The sequence below is a fragment of the Mycolicibacterium tusciae genome (assembly GCF_002086795.1).
GTDB lineage: Bacteria > Actinomycetota > Actinomycetes > Mycobacteriales > Mycobacteriaceae > Mycobacterium > Mycobacterium tusciae.
This window is the reverse complement of the sequence record NZ_MVIM01000014.1, coordinates 1-13,348: the sequence shown is the minus strand read 5'-3', so window position 1 is coordinate 13,348 and position 13,348 is coordinate 1. Positions and strand designations below refer to the sequence as shown.

The window sequence follows — 13,348 nt, the reverse complement described above, 5'->3', positions numbered from 1 at the left end:
GATGGAGACCACACATGGTCGAGCTGAAACGCGAGACGAGATCGATTCGATGGCCGCGCCGCGCACAGCGCGCACACCGTGGCGGTCACCCCCGACGGGGCTCGCATCCTGACCAACTGAGAATGGCCGGGCGTCTACCTCTTCGCGAAGTCGCCAGCAACGGTCAACATGCTGCCGCTTCTGACGGCCGAGAATCCCGCATCGGTCATGCCACAGTCGGTGATGACCGCGCGGTGGCCCGGACTGTTCATCCACCAATTCACCGCGGCAGCAGGCGAACCGCCGGGGCCATTGGCCCAAAACACGATTTCGCCGAGATCCTCGAATGACGTATAGCCGGCGTCGGTGACGCGCTGGACAACAGAGGAGCCGTCCGAACCGGTGTGCGCCTGGACCCCGCTCCTGAGCATGTCGTTGGCGTGCCGTGCCGCCGACGCAGTCAGCTGCGGATTGGGTGCCACCGGACCGCATCCACTTGCCGCGCGCGTCGCGTTGATCTCGCTGAGCACCGCGCCGCCCTCGTCTCCGGAAGCCTGCGTGGGCGCCGCAGCGGCTATCGAACCGAACACCACCATCGCCGCTGCACACACCGGCATGAGGGTCGAAACTTTCCCATGACTGATCACGTGCCCCCCAATGGGCTCAGTCCCCGACAGATCACATTATGGATACAAAATGGTTCCACTGTGTGTTCTTTACCCACTTTTTCACCATTTTCTGCATGCCCTCCCCGCGGAAGGCCCGCAGCCGGGGTCACTACTCTTGTCCCCATGGCCGACCTGACGATTCCCGCCGACCTCAAACCTCGCGACGGCCGTTTCGGCTGCGGACCGTCGAAGGTGCGCCCCGAACAACTTCAGGCCCTCGCCGCCGCGGGCGACCTATTCGGGACGTCGCACCGGCAGGCGCCGGTCAAGAACCTCGTCGGCCGAGTGCGTGACGGGCTGCGTCAACTCTTCTCGGTGCCCGACGGCTACGAGGTCATCCTCGGCAACGGCGGCACCACCGCGTTCTGGGACGCGGCCGCGTTCGGATTGATCGACAAGCGCTCACTGCACCTGACCTACGGCGAATTCAGCGCCAAGTTCGCGTCGGCGGTGGCCAAGAATCCGTTCGTCGGGGACCCGGTCGTCGTCAAGGCCGATCCAGGCAGCGCACCCAAACCACAATCGGATCCGTCGGTGGACCTCATCGGGTGGGCGCACAACGAAACGTCAACGGGCGTAGCGGTTCCCGTGCAGCGACCAGAAGGCTCAGATGGCGCATTGATCGCCATCGACGCCACCTCGGCGGCCGGTGGCCTGCCCGTCGATATCGCCGACGCCGACGCCTACTACTTCGCACCGCAGAAGAACTTCGCCAGCGACGGCGGCCTGTGGATCGCGATCCTTTCCCCCGCCGCGCTCGCCCGCGTGGAGGCCATCGCGGCGTCGGACCGCTGGGTGCCCGAGTTCCTGTCGCTCCCGATCGCGATCGAGAACAGCCTCAAAAACCAGACCTACAACACCCCGGCGATCGGCACGTTGATCATGTTCGCCGATCAGCTCGAATGGATGCTGGGCAACGGCGGACTGGACTGGGCGGTCAAGCGCACCGCCGACTCGTCGCAGCGGCTGTACAGCTGGGCCGAGGCGTCGAAGGTGGCCACGCCCTTCGTCGCCGACCCCGAGCTACGGTCGCAGGTGGTCGGCACCGTCGATTTCACCGATTCCGTAGATGCTGCGGCGATCGCCAAGGCACTTCGAGCCAATGGAATCGTCGACACCGAGCCCTATCGCAAACTCGGTCGCAACCAGCTGCGCGTCGGCATGTTCCCCGCCGTCGATCCCGATGACGTCAGTGCCCTGACCGCCTGCATCGACTGGGTCGTAGAACGCCTCTGACCTGCCCGCGTGTCTACCCGGTAACAGGCAGATAACACAGTAGGGTCCTCTAATCGGGCCTGGTGTCAGCCCGGAGGAGGTCGTGATGCGGGAACTCAGAGTCGTCGGACTGGACATCGATGGCAACCGAATTATCTGCGAGGCCGACGGCTCCGGCGAGAAGTTCATCCTGTTCCCCGACGACCGCTTGCGGGCCGCAGTGCGCGGTGACAAGACCGGTTCTACTCCTTCGCGAAGTGCATCTCAAACCAACGACGAGGTTCCAAACGTGCTGCGTCCCAAAGAGATTCAGGCAAAAATCCGCGCGGGCGCATCCGTCGAGCAGGTTGCGGCGGCCTCGGGAGTCGACTTGGCACGGGTCGAGAGATTTGCTCATCCGGTCCTGCTTGAACGCTCGAGGGCGGCCGAGCTGGCAACTGCGGCGCATCCCATATTGGCCGACGGCCCCTCGATCCTGACGCTCCTGGAGACGGTGACGACGTCGCTGATCGCCCGCGGACTGGGCGCCGAGGACACCAACTGGGACGCCTGGCGCAACGAAGACGGACGCTGGACCGTCCAGATGGCGTGGAAGGCGGGCCTGTCGGACAACATCGCACACTTCCGGTTCACCCCCGGCGCTCATGGCGGCACCGTGACGGCACTCGACGACTCGGCGTCCGAGCTCATCGACCCGAACTTCGCGCGCCCCCTGCGCCCGGTTGCCGCGGTCCCGCATTTCGCGCTGGAGGACGAGCCGGAGCCGCTCCCTGAGCCTGTGGTCGAGCCCGAACCGGCACCGCCTGCCGCACCCAAGCCACGCGCACGCAAGGGCAAGCCGGCAGTGCCCGCGTGGGAGGACGTGCTGCTCGGCGTGCGGTCCAGCGGCCAGCGCTGACGCTTGACCTGAACTTTCGTTGAGGTCCTAGCGTGTGACCATGACCACGCTCGGACCCATCGGCCTTGCCAGCGGCTATCCCTATACCGACGATTCGACCGTGGTGGCCGACGAGGCGCGGCACGCCGAAAGTCTCGGCTTCTCCACCTTGTGGCGGTCGGGAAACCTGACAATGGTCGATGCCGCGGTGCGTGCAACCGACGCGATTCTTGTTGCGACGGGCATCATTCCGGTCTCCGTCGTTCCCGCGGCCGATGTCATCGCCACCTACACCGCCCTGGCTGAGGATCATTCCGGGCGCTTCATCGTCGGGCTCGGCGGCGCACGCAATGCGCATCCCCTGGCGACGCTGAGCGCCTACCTCGATCAGTTGGACGGCGCGGGGATACCCGCGGATTCACGCATCCTCGCCGCGCTGGGACCACGAATGCTTGCGCTGTCCCGCGACCGCGCCGGAGGCGCATACCCGTTCCTCGTGACTCCGTCGTACGTCGCCGCCGCCCGCCAGATGCTGGGTGACGCCCGGCACCTTGCCGTGCTGTTGATGGTCATCCCGGTCACGGACCGGGAGCAGGCGCGGAGCGCGGCCGCCGAGCCACTGCGATTTCTGACCAAGGTCGGCGGTTATCGACGAAATCTGCTGCGGCTGGGGTTCTCCGAGACCGATATCGACGAGGTGAGCGATCAGCTGTTGGACAACATCACCGCCTGGGGTGACGTCGAGTCGATCGCGTCGCGCGTCGCCCAGTATCGCGAGGAAGGTGCCGATCAGGTCGTGCTACGCATCCTCGGAGTCGACGATTTGGCGGCATGGCGGGTGCGATTGGCTGAGGCGCTGATACACGCCGGCTGAGCCGGCAGTCAAATAGGTGAATCCCGTTATCCCGCAAGGGCGATAGCGATGGCGGCGACCCATGCGCAGGCCACCCCGACGGCGGCGCCCAGAACGAACCAGCGCCAGACAGGTCGCTTGCGCCATTCCCACACGGTCGGCGTCAGCCCGCCGACGGCGACCAGATTGAGGCCGACGGCCAACATCGGGTGCACCCTCATCAGTCCCACGCTCAGTACGACGATGGCGGCACCGACGACCGCGGCGACGAACGCGGACACCGTCAGGCCCATCGCCCACGGAGTCGAATCGTCGGTCACCGGTTCAATCTAACCCGTTCATAGAAGGCCAGCGCTGCGGCGGTGGCGACGTTGAGCGAGTCGGTGCCGCGCGACATCGCGATGCGCACCCGCACGTCACTGGCCCGCATCGCACGTTCGGACAACCCCGGTCCCTCCGCGCCGACAAGCACCGCTACGCGATGATCGGCCATACTGGTCATCGCCTCAGACAGTGTGCGCGCCGATGGGTCGGGTGTCATCGCCAGCAGGCGAAAGCCGCTGTCCCGCAACATCTCCAGATCGCCCGGCCAATCAACCGCCCATGCGTAGGGCACCAGCAGGGCGTGTCCCATCGACACGCGGACGGCACGCCGGTACAGAGGATCCGCGCATCCCATGCCAAACACGATGGCGTCGACGTCGAGGCCGGCGGCATTGCGGAAGATCGATCCGAGGTTCTCGTGATCGTTTACGCCCTCGAGAACGGCGATCGTCCTGGCGGTCTCGATCACCTGCGACACCGTCAGCTCGGGTGGGCGCGACGCCGATGCCAACACTCCGCGATTGAGATGAAAACCCACCACGTCGGCCATCACGTCGGCGCTCACGCGGTAGTACGGCGCCGCGACTCCGTCCAGGTCGGCGGCCAGTTCTGCCAGCCGCCGGTCGGTGCCGAGCAGGGCCCGCGGCGTGAACCGTGATACGAGCATGCGCTGCGCGACCAGCACACCCTCGGCGATGACCAGGCCCTTGCCGGTCGGCAGGTCAGGTCTGCGGTCCACGCTGTTGAGATCGCGAAAGTCGTCCAGCCGCGGATCTGCGGGGTCGGCGACGTCGATTACTTCTGACAATCCCCGCTCGCTACGCTCGTGCCCGCCGGATACCGCTCACGCGCTTTCGTCCACTATCGCCGACATCAGGTCTGCGGCGGTCAGGAGCGCCTCACGTTGTTCGGGATCGAGTTTGGCCAGCCGTTGCGACAGCCACTCCTGGCTCGCGCGGCGCTCGGCCTCGATCAGCTCGACACCCGCCGGTGACACCGACACCAGCACCTGGCGCCGGTCGTCGGGATGCGCCATCCGCGCGACGAGACCTAGTTCGCACAGCGATCCGATCACCCGAGTCATCGAAGGTGGACGCACGCGTTCCTTCTCGGCTAACACGCCCGGCGTCATCGGACCCTCCTTGGCGAGGGTCGACAGCGCCGACAGCTGAGAGAGCGATACATGCGAATCCGGTCGTCGGAAGCGCAATTGGCGGGCCAGGCGGATGACCGCGAGCGACAGATCGCTCGCCAAGCGACCGTCGGGTTCTTTCACGAGGCAAAGAGTACATAGCAGTGCTGAAGAAAAGGAGGGTTATGGGTTAGGTTTCAATCGATGACCCCGCAACCACCCGCCCTGCCGCCTGCCCTGCTGAAGCCGTGGCCGGTGATCGCTGTGATCACGACGGGCTGGCTGATCGCCACGTTGTTCGCCTTCACGGTGCCCGCACTGCACGGCTGTCGGCCATTCGCGATCGCCGGGCTGGGCGTCGGCGTGCTTGGCACATCGATCTTTCTGTGGCAGCGTCGGGCGGTGCGCCGCGGGTCGCGCGGCGCGCAGAGCGGACTCGACTGAATTCTCATGACACGCAAGGAGGTAGCGATGGCAGAGCCGCTGTTGCAAGCTCAAATCGACATCAACGCGCCGGTGACGAAGGTCTGGTCGCTGGTTTCCGATCTGAGCAAGATGCCCCAGTGGAGCCCGCAGTGCCGGCTGATGAAGACACTCGGCGGCCCGGTACGCCAGGGAAGCCGAACGATCAACCTCAACCGGCGCAAATACCTGGTGTGGCCCACCACCAGCCGCATCACTGAATTCATCCCGGAGCAGAAGCTCGCATTCCGCGTCAACGAGAACGGGACGGTCTGGAGCTACGAGCTCGAACCGACCGCGACCGGCACCCGGTTGACCGAAAGCCGACATGCCGAGAACGGGGTGACGGCGTTCTCCAACATGTCGGTCAATGCACTGATGGGCGGAGTGCCCAGTTTCGAGCGCGAACTCGTCGACGGGATGAACGAATCGTTGTCGCGGATCAAGGCCGCCGCCGAAAGCTAATCGGCCGGTTCGGTCAGGTCGAGTACTCCGTCGTCGTAGGGATCGAACAGCGGTGAACCGCTGCCCGGCGGCTGGGGCGTATCCGAATGAGCACCGCAGCCGTACTCAGCGTCGACCACGTGGCCGTCGGCGGACATCTCGTTGGCGCACACTCCGAACATCAACCCGAGCGATCCTGACACCGGGAGATAGAAACCACAGTCGCGGCAGACGCGGCGCGTCGACCGTGCCATCGCGGAACCGGGGCCGTACTCGCCGTCGTGCCAGCGCTGCGCGGCGTCGGCGCGTCCCCACGGGCCGAGCACCTGCCTACGGCCGAAGCCCACTTCCGCGGCTACCTCGTCGACCTCGGGATCCCCGCTGGACATGAAGCCTGGTACGAGCCGGGGGTCGTCGGCGGGCGGAGAGAGCAGATCGCCGGGGCTGAGGTCGCCGGGCTTGACGCGCTCGTTCCAGGGCACCCACTTCGGCGCGAGCAGCGCTGTCGGACCGGGCACCAGCACGACCTCACTGATGGTGGCGTGATCGGCGCCCGGGCACGCGGCCACGACGACGGCCCACTGCCAGCCGCGATAACCAGGCATGTCGGCGAGGAACCTGTGGGTGGCCGCGGTCGGATCGTCGAAACCGGCGCCGAGATACTCCCCGACGGTGTCCTCACCGCTGAACTCGACGATCGCGGCACGCGCGTCGTCGACGGAGCCCAGCAGCACCGTCTCCAGGTCAGGCCGGGGCACGGCATCCCCGCCAGGGGAGGCCACGCCGTTCTCGGCGAATTCCGTCACGCTGTCCATCGGTATTGATTTTGCCGTAGCCGCCGGCAAGTAGCCACACCGGTCGCCTGCACGTGCGCTGTGGCCTCGATGGGGGACAATCTTTTCTGTGACCGGACCGCGTCGTGACGACAGGGATCGGGCGGGTTCGCGTGAGTCCGGCGGTCTCCCGCCCAACCCGCCCGGCTATTACCCGCCGCGCCCGCCCGCCGGCGGCCAGGAACACCCGGGGATGGCCAACTACCCCAGTAATCCCGGCGCCGGCGGCCACCGCCGGGCGCGGCCGAATCCCACGCCGAGCGCCAACCGGTGGCTGCCACCGCTCGATGATTCGGCACGGTCACGCGCATCCGGACCCCCGCACGGCTCCGTCGGCGCCGGGGCCGGCGAACGGATCACGGTGACCAGAGCGGCCGCCCAGCGCAGCCGCGAAATGGGCTCCAAGATGTACGGCCTGGTGCACCGCGCTGCTACGGCCGACGGCGCCGACAAGTCCGGGCTGACCGCGCTGACGTGGCCGGTGGTCGCCAACTTCGCCGTCGACGCCGCGATGGCCGTCGCACTGGCCGACACGCTGTTCTTCGCGGCGGCCTCCGGCGAGAGCAAGGGCAAGGTGGCGCTGTACCTGCTCATCACGATCGCGCCGTTCGCCGTCATCGCTCCCCTGATCGGACCCGCCCTGGATCGGCTGCAGCACGGCCGCCGGCTCGCACTCGCGACGTCGTTCATCCTGCGCACCGGGCTTGTGGTGGTGTTGATCGCCAACTTCGACGGTGCCACCGGCAGCTTCCCGCCGTGGGTGCTCTACCCGTGTGCATTGGGAATGATGGTGCTGTCCAAGTCATTCAGCGTGTTGCGCAGCGCGGTGACTCCGCGGGTGCTACCGCCGACCATCGACCTGGTCCGGGTGAACTCTCGGCTGACGATGTTCGGCTTGCTTGGTGGAACGATGGTCGGCGGCGCGGTTGCCGCGGCGGCCCAGTATCTCTTCCGCGTACTGGAATTGCCCGGCGCGCTGTACGTCGTCGTCGCCGTCTCGGTGGCGGGCGCGGCACTGTCGATGCGGATCCCGAAGTGGGTCGAGGTGACCGAGGGGGAGGTGCCTGCGACGCTGAGCTATCACGGTCGCACCGGAGAGCTGCGCCGCGAGCCAGAACCGTACAACTCGGCCCCGGCACGACAACCGTTGGGCCGCAACACGATCACCGCGCTGTGGGGTAACTGCACCATCAAGGTGATGGTGGGCTTCCTCTTCCTCTACCCGGCCTTTTACGCGAAATCGCATGACGCCAGCGGTTGGGAACAGCTGCGCATCCTCGGCATGATCGGTGCGGCAGCGGCTATCGGAAACTTCATCGGCAACCTGGCCAGCGCGCGGATGAAGCTCGGCCACCCGGCACAGATGGTCGTGCGCTGCACCATCGCGGTCACCGCGAGCGCGCTGGCGACCGCCATTGCAGGCAATCTGCTGGTGGCTGCGATCGGCACGCTGATCACTTCGGGCGCGAGCGCGATCGCGAAGGCGTCGCTCGACGCGTCGTTGCAGGATGACCTGCCCGAACGGTCCCGCGCGTCGGCCTTCGGTCGTTCAGAGTCGTTGTTGCAGTTGGCCTGGGTCGCCGGCGGCGCGATCGGCGTACTGATCTACACCCAGTTGTGGGTTGGCTTCACCGGTGTCAGCGCGGTCCTGATCCTGGGTCTCGCGCAGACGGTGGTGAGCTATCGCGGTGACTCGCTGATCCCCGGCCTCGGCGGTAACCGTCCCGTCCTGGCCGAACAGGAGGGCGGACGGCGCCCGGACAATGCGGCGGTGGCACCGGAGTGAAACGCGTTCTCGCCATACTGGCGGTCGTGGTCGTCATCGCGTCCGCGGCCACGGGTGTGTTGATCTGGCGGCTGGCCCAGCATCCGCCGCCCGAGCACCCGGAGATCAGCGCCTACACCGATGGACAGCTCGTACGGATCGGGCCGTACAGCTATTGCGACGTCGTGAACCTCAACGACTGCGAAAACGCGCAAACGATAGGCGAACTCGCTGTCGACGGGCGGCACCCGGTGCAACTGTCGGTGCCGCCGGCGATCTCTGACGCACCCTGGCTGCTCGGCCGCACGTACGAGGGCTCCGACGTGCTCGAGGAGTTCACGCCTGGCAGCACGCTGGCGGTCACCATCCCGACCGTCGACCCGCATCGTGGAAAGCTCACCGGCTTCGTCGTGCAGCTGCCCACGATCGTCGTCGACCAGGACGGTAACGAGTTGCCGGCATGGCATGCGGAGTGGTCGGTGCGAACCGTCTGGCCTCAGCCCGCTGAATGACCGGCGGGCACACGTTCGCCGTCGCGCGTCGGTCCCGGCGGAGTGCCGTCGCCAAACGGACTGCCGCCCAACGCTTCCCGTCCATGTGGGGTCAACCAGTTGGACAGATCCGGGCCTTTCGGCACGACCTGCGTGGGATTGATGTCTTTGTGCACGATGTAATAGTGCTGCTTGATCTGCACGAAATCGGTGGTGTCGCCGAAGCCGGGGGTCTGGAAAAGGTCGCGGGCGTAGGCCCACAACACCGGCAACTCGGAGAGCTTGTTGCGGTTGCACTTGAAGTGGCCGTGATAGACGGGGTCGAAGCGGGCCAGCGTCGTGAAGAGCCGGACATCGGCCTCAGTGATGGTGTCGCCGACCAGATATCGCTGATTCTCTAGCCGCTCGGAAAGCCAGTCCAGCGCGGTGAACAGCCGGTCGTAGGCCTTGTCGTACGCGTCCTGGGAGCCGGCGAATCCGCACCGGTACACGCCGTTGTTCACCTCGGTGTAGACGCGCTTGGCGACCTCGTCGATCTCGTCGCGCAGATGTTCCGGATACAACTGCGGCGCGCCCTCGCGGTGGAACTTCGTCCACTCGGTCGAGAAGTCCAGCGTTATCTGCGCGAAGTCGTTGGTCACCACCTCCCCCGTCGGCACGTCGACGATCGAGGGCACCGTGATGCCCTTCTCGTAGTCGGGGAACCGCTTGAGGAAGGCGTCCTTGAGGCGCGGAATCTTCAGCACCGGGTCGACGCCGCCGGGGTCCAGGTCGAACGTCCAGCTGTCCTCGTCGTGGGTGGGACCGCAAAAGCCAATGGAGAGACTGTCTTCGAGCCCCAGCAGCCGCCGCACGATGATCGTGCGGTTGGCCCACGGGCAGGCCCGCGCGACGACCAATCGGTACCGGCCGGCCTCGACGGGATACCCGTCGCGACCGTCGGCGGTGATTCGCGTGGTGATGTAGTTCGTGTCGCGGTTGAAATCGCCACCGCTGGCGACATAGCTCATGTCTCCAGCATGCCCCCGAGCGCGAGGTTTCAGGCGTCGAGCTCGCTTGCGACCGCGCGCACCACTTCGGACACCCGCCGCGCGACCTTGCGATCGGGGTAGCGACCCTTGCGCAGCTCGGGCTGAACCGCGCCCTCGAGCAGCGTGATCATGTCCTCGACCATGCCGTGCAGCTCGTCCGGGGTGTGCTTGTGCTCGGCGGCGGCCGCCTCACGACGGGTGCGCGTCAGGCTCGGCGGCGAGTCAATGATCTTCACGCTCAGCGCCTGCGGGCCGCGACGGCCGGCGGCCATCCCGAACTCGACCTTTTGTCCCGCCTTGAGCCCCTCGACGCCGGACGGCAGCGCGGACGAGCGGACGTAGACGTCCTCGCCCTCCTCCTGCGACAGAAAGCCGAAGCCCTTTTCGGCGTCGTACCACTTAACCCGGCCGGTCGGCACTGGTCTCACCTGCTTGTCTTCCGAAGAGCCCAACAAAAGGAAAGCGTCCCGTGCGCAGGGACGCGTCTCGGGTGATCCTACTCGGACCTCGAACCGCCCTCACCCCCTTTACTCGGTAGGCTGGAACGACCGCTGGAGGGAAAAGATGCGCCTGATCCTGAACGTCATATGGTTGGTCTTCGGCGGTCTCTGGCTGGCGTTGGGCTATCTGCTGGCAGCGTTGATCTGCTTCATCCTCATCATCACGATCCCGTTCGGCTTCGCGTCATTGCGCATTGCGTCCTATGCGCTGTGGCCGTTCGGCCGAACCGTCGTCGACATGCCGGGGACGCGTCCGGGTGCGCTGATCGGGAACATCATCTGGGTCATCCTGTTCGGCATCTGGCTGGCCATCGGCCATCTCGTCAGTGCGGCCGCCATGGCGATCACCATCGTCGGCATTCCGCTGGCGCTGGCCAACCTCAAGATGATCCCGGTCTCGTTGCTGCCGCTGGGCAAGGAGATCGTCCCGGTCGACCAAGTGAACCCGCCGATCGGAGCCGCCGCATGACGGTCGTCGACCTGGGTGTGCCCTCGCTGGGCCCGGCCGATCCCGCGCCTACCGATGGTCCACTCGTCGACACCTTCGGGCGGATCGCCACCGACCTGCGCGTGTCGCTGACCGACCGGTGCAACCTGCGCTGCACCTACTGCATGCCCGCCGATGGGCTGGACTGGCTGCCGGGCGATCAGCTGCTGGCACCGGCGGAGCTGATCCGCCTGCTACGCATCGCCGTGACGCGGCTGGGCATCACCAGCGTGCGCTTCACCGGCGGCGAGCCGTTGGTCGCCAAGAATCTCGATGACATCGTCGCCGCCACCGCCGCACTACGGCCGCGGCCCGAGATCACGTTGACCACCAACGGTATTGGGCTTGCCCGGCGCGCCGCGAAGCTGAAGGACGCCGGGCTGGACCGGATCAACGTGTCACTGGACACCGTGGACGCCGCGCGGTTCAGCCGGATCACCCGCCGCGACCGGCTCAGCGACGTGCTCGAAGGCCTCGCGGCCGCCAAAGCCGCCGGGCTCGACCCGGTCAAGGTGAACGCGGTTCTCGACCCGGAGACGGGTCTGGACGACGCCGTGCAACTGCTGCGGTTCTGTATCGACCACGGATACCAGCTGCGCATCATCGAGCAGATGCCGCTCGACGCGGACCATCAGTGGCAGCGCGGTAGGGCGGTGAGTGCGGATGACATCCTCGCCGCGTTGCGCCGCCATTTCGATCTCACGCCGAACACGGAGCCGCGGGGTTCGGCGCCCGCCGAACTGTGGCGGGTCGACGGTGACCGCGGCTTGGTGGGCGTCATCGCCTCGGTCTCGCACGCGTTCTGCTCGGCGTGCGACCGCACCCGCCTGACCGCTGACGGCCAGGTTCGCAACTGTCTGTTCGCGCAACAGGAGACGGATCTGCGTCACCTGATGCGGACAGGCGCCGACGACGACGGCCTGGCAGCCGCCTGGCGCGCCGCGATGTGGGCCAAAGCCGCCGGACACGGCATCAATGACCCTGGCTTCGTCCAGCCGGATCGTCCGATGAGCGCAATCGGCGGGTAGGCGTGACCTCTACTTCCAGGACCACGAGTTCCATTGATATCGAGGTGACTGTTCGGTTCTTCGCCGCCGCGAGGGCCGCCGCGGGTAACGAAGTGGAGACGATCCGGCTTCGTCCGCGCACGACGCTCACCGAGTTGGTCGCGCAACTCGGCGCGCGCGACCAGAATCTCGCGAAAGTATTGATGCGCTGCTCGTTTCTGCGCGACGGCGTGGCCGTGCGCGACGCCGACGTGGCGTTGACGAACGCCGCTACGATCGACGTTCTTCCGCCCTTCGCCGGCGGATGATGGTGATTTGCATCACATAACGAAATGATCACAGACTGGCTACGGACAGGTGGAGCGCCGGAAGCACCTGCAAGAACGCCAAAATTTCCTGCGGGTTTAGAGCTCCTTTAGGATTTGCCCAAGGCGAAAACGCCGTTATCTGCAAAAGATGACGCTCACGGGCATACGCATTACCGTCAACTCCCAAGTCCCTCGACCTCAATCGGGTGACCCGCTGTGCCCCGATCGCGCCGAGCTCCGTCCAGTCGGGACCCAGTCAACGACGAACAACTTTGGACGGAGGCGGGGGACCCACCGGTCCACCGAAACGGAAGGACCTGGAGCAGATTTCGGCTCCTTGGGGTGAAGCCGGCGTCGTCTCGACGCCGCCGGCCGGGCAACCTCTCCAGCCCGAACCCGACAGCTGACCTCGCGGGCGCTTAAAGAGAGGACACCAACGCACCTATGAGTGGACGGCATCGTAAGCCCACTGCATCGGCCGTAAACGTCGCGAAGATCGCCTTCACAGGCGCTGTCATCGGCACCGGGGGCCTTGCCCTCGCCGGACAGGCCAACGCCGCCACCGACGGCGAATGGGATCAGGTCGCCAGGTGTGAATCTGGTGGCAACTGGGCGATCAACACCGGCAACGGATACCACGGTGGACTCCAGTTCTCCCCGAGCACCTGGTCGGGCCACGGCGGCGGCGAGTTCGCGCCTGCCGCGTACCTGGCCAGCAAGGAAGAGCAGATTGCCGTCGCCGAGCGTGTGCTCGCCGGTCAGGGCAAGGGCGCATGGCCGTCGTGTGGTGGTCCGCTGTCTGGCCCCACACCGCGCAATGTGGTCGACGACGCGATCGACAACCTGAACAACCTGCTGCCGCCTCCGCCGCCGAATCCGTTCGCTCCCCCGCCGCCTCCGCCGCCACCCGCGCCGTTCGACGCGTTGGCCGCACCCGTTCCGCCGCCGCCACCCCCGGGTGCACCACTGCCT

General features: G+C 66.5%; 18 protein-coding genes and 1 riboswitch. Of the genes, 11 read left to right on the top strand and 7 right to left on the bottom strand.

The genetic code is table 11. The features are described 5' to 3' along the window. Nucleotides 1-134: 134 nt before the first annotated feature. Nucleotides 135-596, bottom strand: a complete 462-nt coding sequence (locus BST47_RS22165) for a CAP domain-containing protein (protein ID WP_083127817.1) — start codon at nucleotides 594-596, stop codon at nucleotides 135-137. Nucleotides 597-770: 174 nt separating this feature from the next. Between BST47_RS22165 and serC the strand changes: the two genes are divergently transcribed. The 3 genes from serC to BST47_RS22150 all read left to right on the top strand — a co-directional run bounded on the left by serC (nucleotide 771) and on the right by BST47_RS22150 (nucleotide 3,613). Further along, nucleotides 771-1,883 carry a phosphoserine transaminase gene (gene serC / locus BST47_RS22160; protein WP_083127816.1) on the top strand — a complete coding sequence of 371 codons (1,113 nt, stop codon included), beginning with the start codon at nucleotides 771-773 and terminating at the stop codon, nucleotides 1,881-1,883. A gap of 85 nt (nucleotides 1,884-1,968) precedes the next feature. Then, the gene (sepH, locus tag BST47_RS22155; protein ID WP_083127815.1) at nucleotides 1,969-2,760 is read left to right on the top strand and encodes a septation protein SepH; all 792 of its coding nucleotides are present in this window, start codon (nucleotides 1,969-1,971) and stop codon (nucleotides 2,758-2,760) included. Nucleotides 2,761-2,800: 40 nt separating this feature from the next. Then, nucleotides 2,801-3,613, top strand: a complete 813-nt coding sequence (locus BST47_RS22150) for a TIGR03620 family F420-dependent LLM class oxidoreductase (RefSeq protein ID WP_083127925.1) — start codon at nucleotides 2,801-2,803, stop codon at nucleotides 3,611-3,613. A gap of 26 nt (nucleotides 3,614-3,639) precedes the next feature. On the opposite strand, the gene BST47_RS22145 is transcribed toward BST47_RS22150, so the two are convergent. Genes BST47_RS22145 through BST47_RS22135 form a run of 3 tightly spaced genes read right to left on the bottom strand, consistent with a single transcriptional unit; the run spans nucleotide 3,640 to nucleotide 5,192 of the window. Continuing rightward, nucleotides 3,640-3,912, bottom strand: coding sequence for a DUF2537 domain-containing protein (locus tag BST47_RS22145; protein ID WP_083127814.1), 273 nt, complete (start codon nucleotides 3,910-3,912; stop codon nucleotides 3,640-3,642). After that, nucleotides 3,909-4,724, bottom strand: a complete 816-nt coding sequence (locus tag BST47_RS22140) for a TrmH family RNA methyltransferase (RefSeq protein WP_083127813.1) — start codon at nucleotides 4,722-4,724, stop codon at nucleotides 3,909-3,911. Before BST47_RS22140 ends, BST47_RS22145 begins: the two co-directional genes overlap by 4 nt. A gap of 36 nt (nucleotides 4,725-4,760) precedes the next feature. Next, nucleotides 4,761-5,192: an Rv0880 family HTH-type transcriptional regulator gene (locus BST47_RS22135; RefSeq protein ID WP_083127812.1), complete on the bottom strand. Its 432-nt coding sequence runs from the start codon at nucleotides 5,190-5,192 to the stop codon at nucleotides 4,761-4,763. A gap of 60 nt (nucleotides 5,193-5,252) precedes the next feature. On the opposite strand from BST47_RS22135, the gene BST47_RS22130 reads away from it, so the two are divergent. Both BST47_RS22130 and BST47_RS22125 read left to right on the top strand, forming a co-directional pair. Then, complete coding sequence (locus BST47_RS22130; protein ID WP_083127811.1) at nucleotides 5,253-5,492, top strand: DUF2530 domain-containing protein; 240 nt, start codon at nucleotides 5,253-5,255, stop codon at nucleotides 5,490-5,492. 27 nt (nucleotides 5,493-5,519) lie between these two features. Then, a complete protein-coding gene (locus BST47_RS22125) occupies nucleotides 5,520-5,975 on the top strand; it encodes an SRPBCC family protein (RefSeq protein ID WP_083127924.1) in 456 nt (151 codons plus the stop codon). Here the strand turns inward: BST47_RS22125 and BST47_RS22120 are convergent. Continuing rightward, entirely contained in the window at nucleotides 5,972-6,769 is a 798-nt protein-coding gene (locus tag BST47_RS22120) for a DUF3027 domain-containing protein (RefSeq protein ID WP_083127810.1), read from the bottom strand. The two genes, BST47_RS22125 and BST47_RS22120, sit on opposite strands and share 4 nt — an antisense overlap. Before the next feature lie 88 nt (nucleotides 6,770-6,857). On the opposite strand from BST47_RS22120, the gene BST47_RS22115 reads away from it, so the two are divergent. Both BST47_RS22115 and BST47_RS22110 read left to right on the top strand, forming a co-directional pair. Continuing rightward, complete coding sequence (locus tag BST47_RS22115) at nucleotides 6,858-8,573, top strand: MFS transporter (protein WP_083127809.1); 1,716 nt, start codon at nucleotides 6,858-6,860, stop codon at nucleotides 8,571-8,573. Further along, nucleotides 8,570-9,064, top strand: coding sequence for a DUF2771 domain-containing protein (locus tag BST47_RS22110; protein ID WP_083127808.1), 495 nt, complete (start codon nucleotides 8,570-8,572; stop codon nucleotides 9,062-9,064). Before BST47_RS22115 ends, BST47_RS22110 begins: the two co-directional genes overlap by 4 nt. Here BST47_RS22110 and BST47_RS22105 read toward each other — a convergent pair. After that, on the bottom strand, nucleotides 9,049-10,053 hold the full coding sequence (locus BST47_RS22105; protein ID WP_083127807.1) for a glutathione S-transferase family protein: 1,005 nt from the start codon (nucleotides 10,051-10,053) through the stop codon (nucleotides 9,049-9,051). The genes BST47_RS22110 and BST47_RS22105 overlap by 16 nt on opposite strands. A gap of 29 nt (nucleotides 10,054-10,082) precedes the next feature. Then, nucleotides 10,083-10,493 carry a cold-shock protein gene (locus BST47_RS22100; protein ID WP_083127806.1) on the bottom strand — a complete coding sequence of 137 codons (411 nt, stop codon included), beginning with the start codon at nucleotides 10,491-10,493 and terminating at the stop codon, nucleotides 10,083-10,085. Between the two features lie 145 nt (nucleotides 10,494-10,638). On the opposite strand from BST47_RS22100, the gene BST47_RS22095 reads away from it, so the two are divergent. The 4 genes from BST47_RS22095 to BST47_RS22080 form a co-directional block, all read left to right on the top strand. Beyond that, nucleotides 10,639-11,043 (top strand): YccF domain-containing protein, encoded by a 405-nt coding sequence (locus BST47_RS22095; RefSeq protein WP_083127805.1) that lies wholly within the window; start codon nucleotides 10,639-10,641, stop codon nucleotides 11,041-11,043. Then, entirely contained in the window at nucleotides 11,040-12,089 is a 1,050-nt protein-coding gene (gene moaA, locus BST47_RS22090) for a GTP 3',8-cyclase MoaA (RefSeq protein ID WP_083127804.1), read from the top strand. Before BST47_RS22095 ends, moaA begins: the two co-directional genes overlap by 4 nt. A 38-nt stretch (nucleotides 12,090-12,127) precedes the next feature. Next, nucleotides 12,128-12,376: a MoaD/ThiS family protein gene (locus BST47_RS22085; protein WP_083127923.1), complete on the top strand. Its 249-nt coding sequence runs from the start codon at nucleotides 12,128-12,130 to the stop codon at nucleotides 12,374-12,376. Nucleotides 12,377-12,626: 250 nt separating this feature from the next. Then, a riboswitch (cyclic di-AMP (ydaO/yuaA leader) is annotated at nucleotides 12,627-12,810 on the top strand. A gap of 10 nt (nucleotides 12,811-12,820) precedes the next feature. Beyond that, nucleotides 12,821-13,348: transglycosylase family protein (locus tag BST47_RS22080; RefSeq protein WP_165799837.1), on the top strand; the 528-nt coding region annotated here is incomplete at its 3' end.

Bases quoted from the DNA above. Each gene is read 5' to 3' on its own strand.
- BST47_RS22165 (WP_083127817.1), bottom strand. From the start codon at position 596: ATGCCGGTGTGTGCAGCGGCGATGGTGGTGTTCGGTTCGATAGCCGCT.
- serC (WP_083127816.1), top strand. From the start codon at position 771: ATGGCCGACCTGACGATTCCCGCCGACCTCAAACCTCGCGACGGCCGT.
- sepH (WP_083127815.1), top strand. From the start codon at position 1,969: ATGCGGGAACTCAGAGTCGTCGGACTGGACATCGATGGCAACCGAATT.
- BST47_RS22150 (WP_083127925.1), top strand. From the start codon at position 2,801: ATGACCACGCTCGGACCCATCGGCCTTGCCAGCGGCTATCCCTATACC.
- BST47_RS22130 (WP_083127811.1), top strand. From the start codon at position 5,253: ATGACCCCGCAACCACCCGCCCTGCCGCCTGCCCTGCTGAAGCCGTGG.
- BST47_RS22125 (WP_083127924.1), top strand. From the start codon at position 5,520: ATGGCAGAGCCGCTGTTGCAAGCTCAAATCGACATCAACGCGCCGGTG.
- BST47_RS22120 (WP_083127810.1), bottom strand. From the start codon at position 6,769: ATGGACAGCGTGACGGAATTCGCCGAGAACGGCGTGGCCTCCCCTGGC.
- BST47_RS22105 (WP_083127807.1), bottom strand. From the start codon at position 10,053: ATGAGCTATGTCGCCAGCGGTGGCGATTTCAACCGCGACACGAACTAC.
- BST47_RS22095 (WP_083127805.1), top strand. From the start codon at position 10,639: ATGCGCCTGATCCTGAACGTCATATGGTTGGTCTTCGGCGGTCTCTGG.
- moaA (WP_083127804.1), top strand. From the start codon at position 11,040: ATGACGGTCGTCGACCTGGGTGTGCCCTCGCTGGGCCCGGCCGATCCC.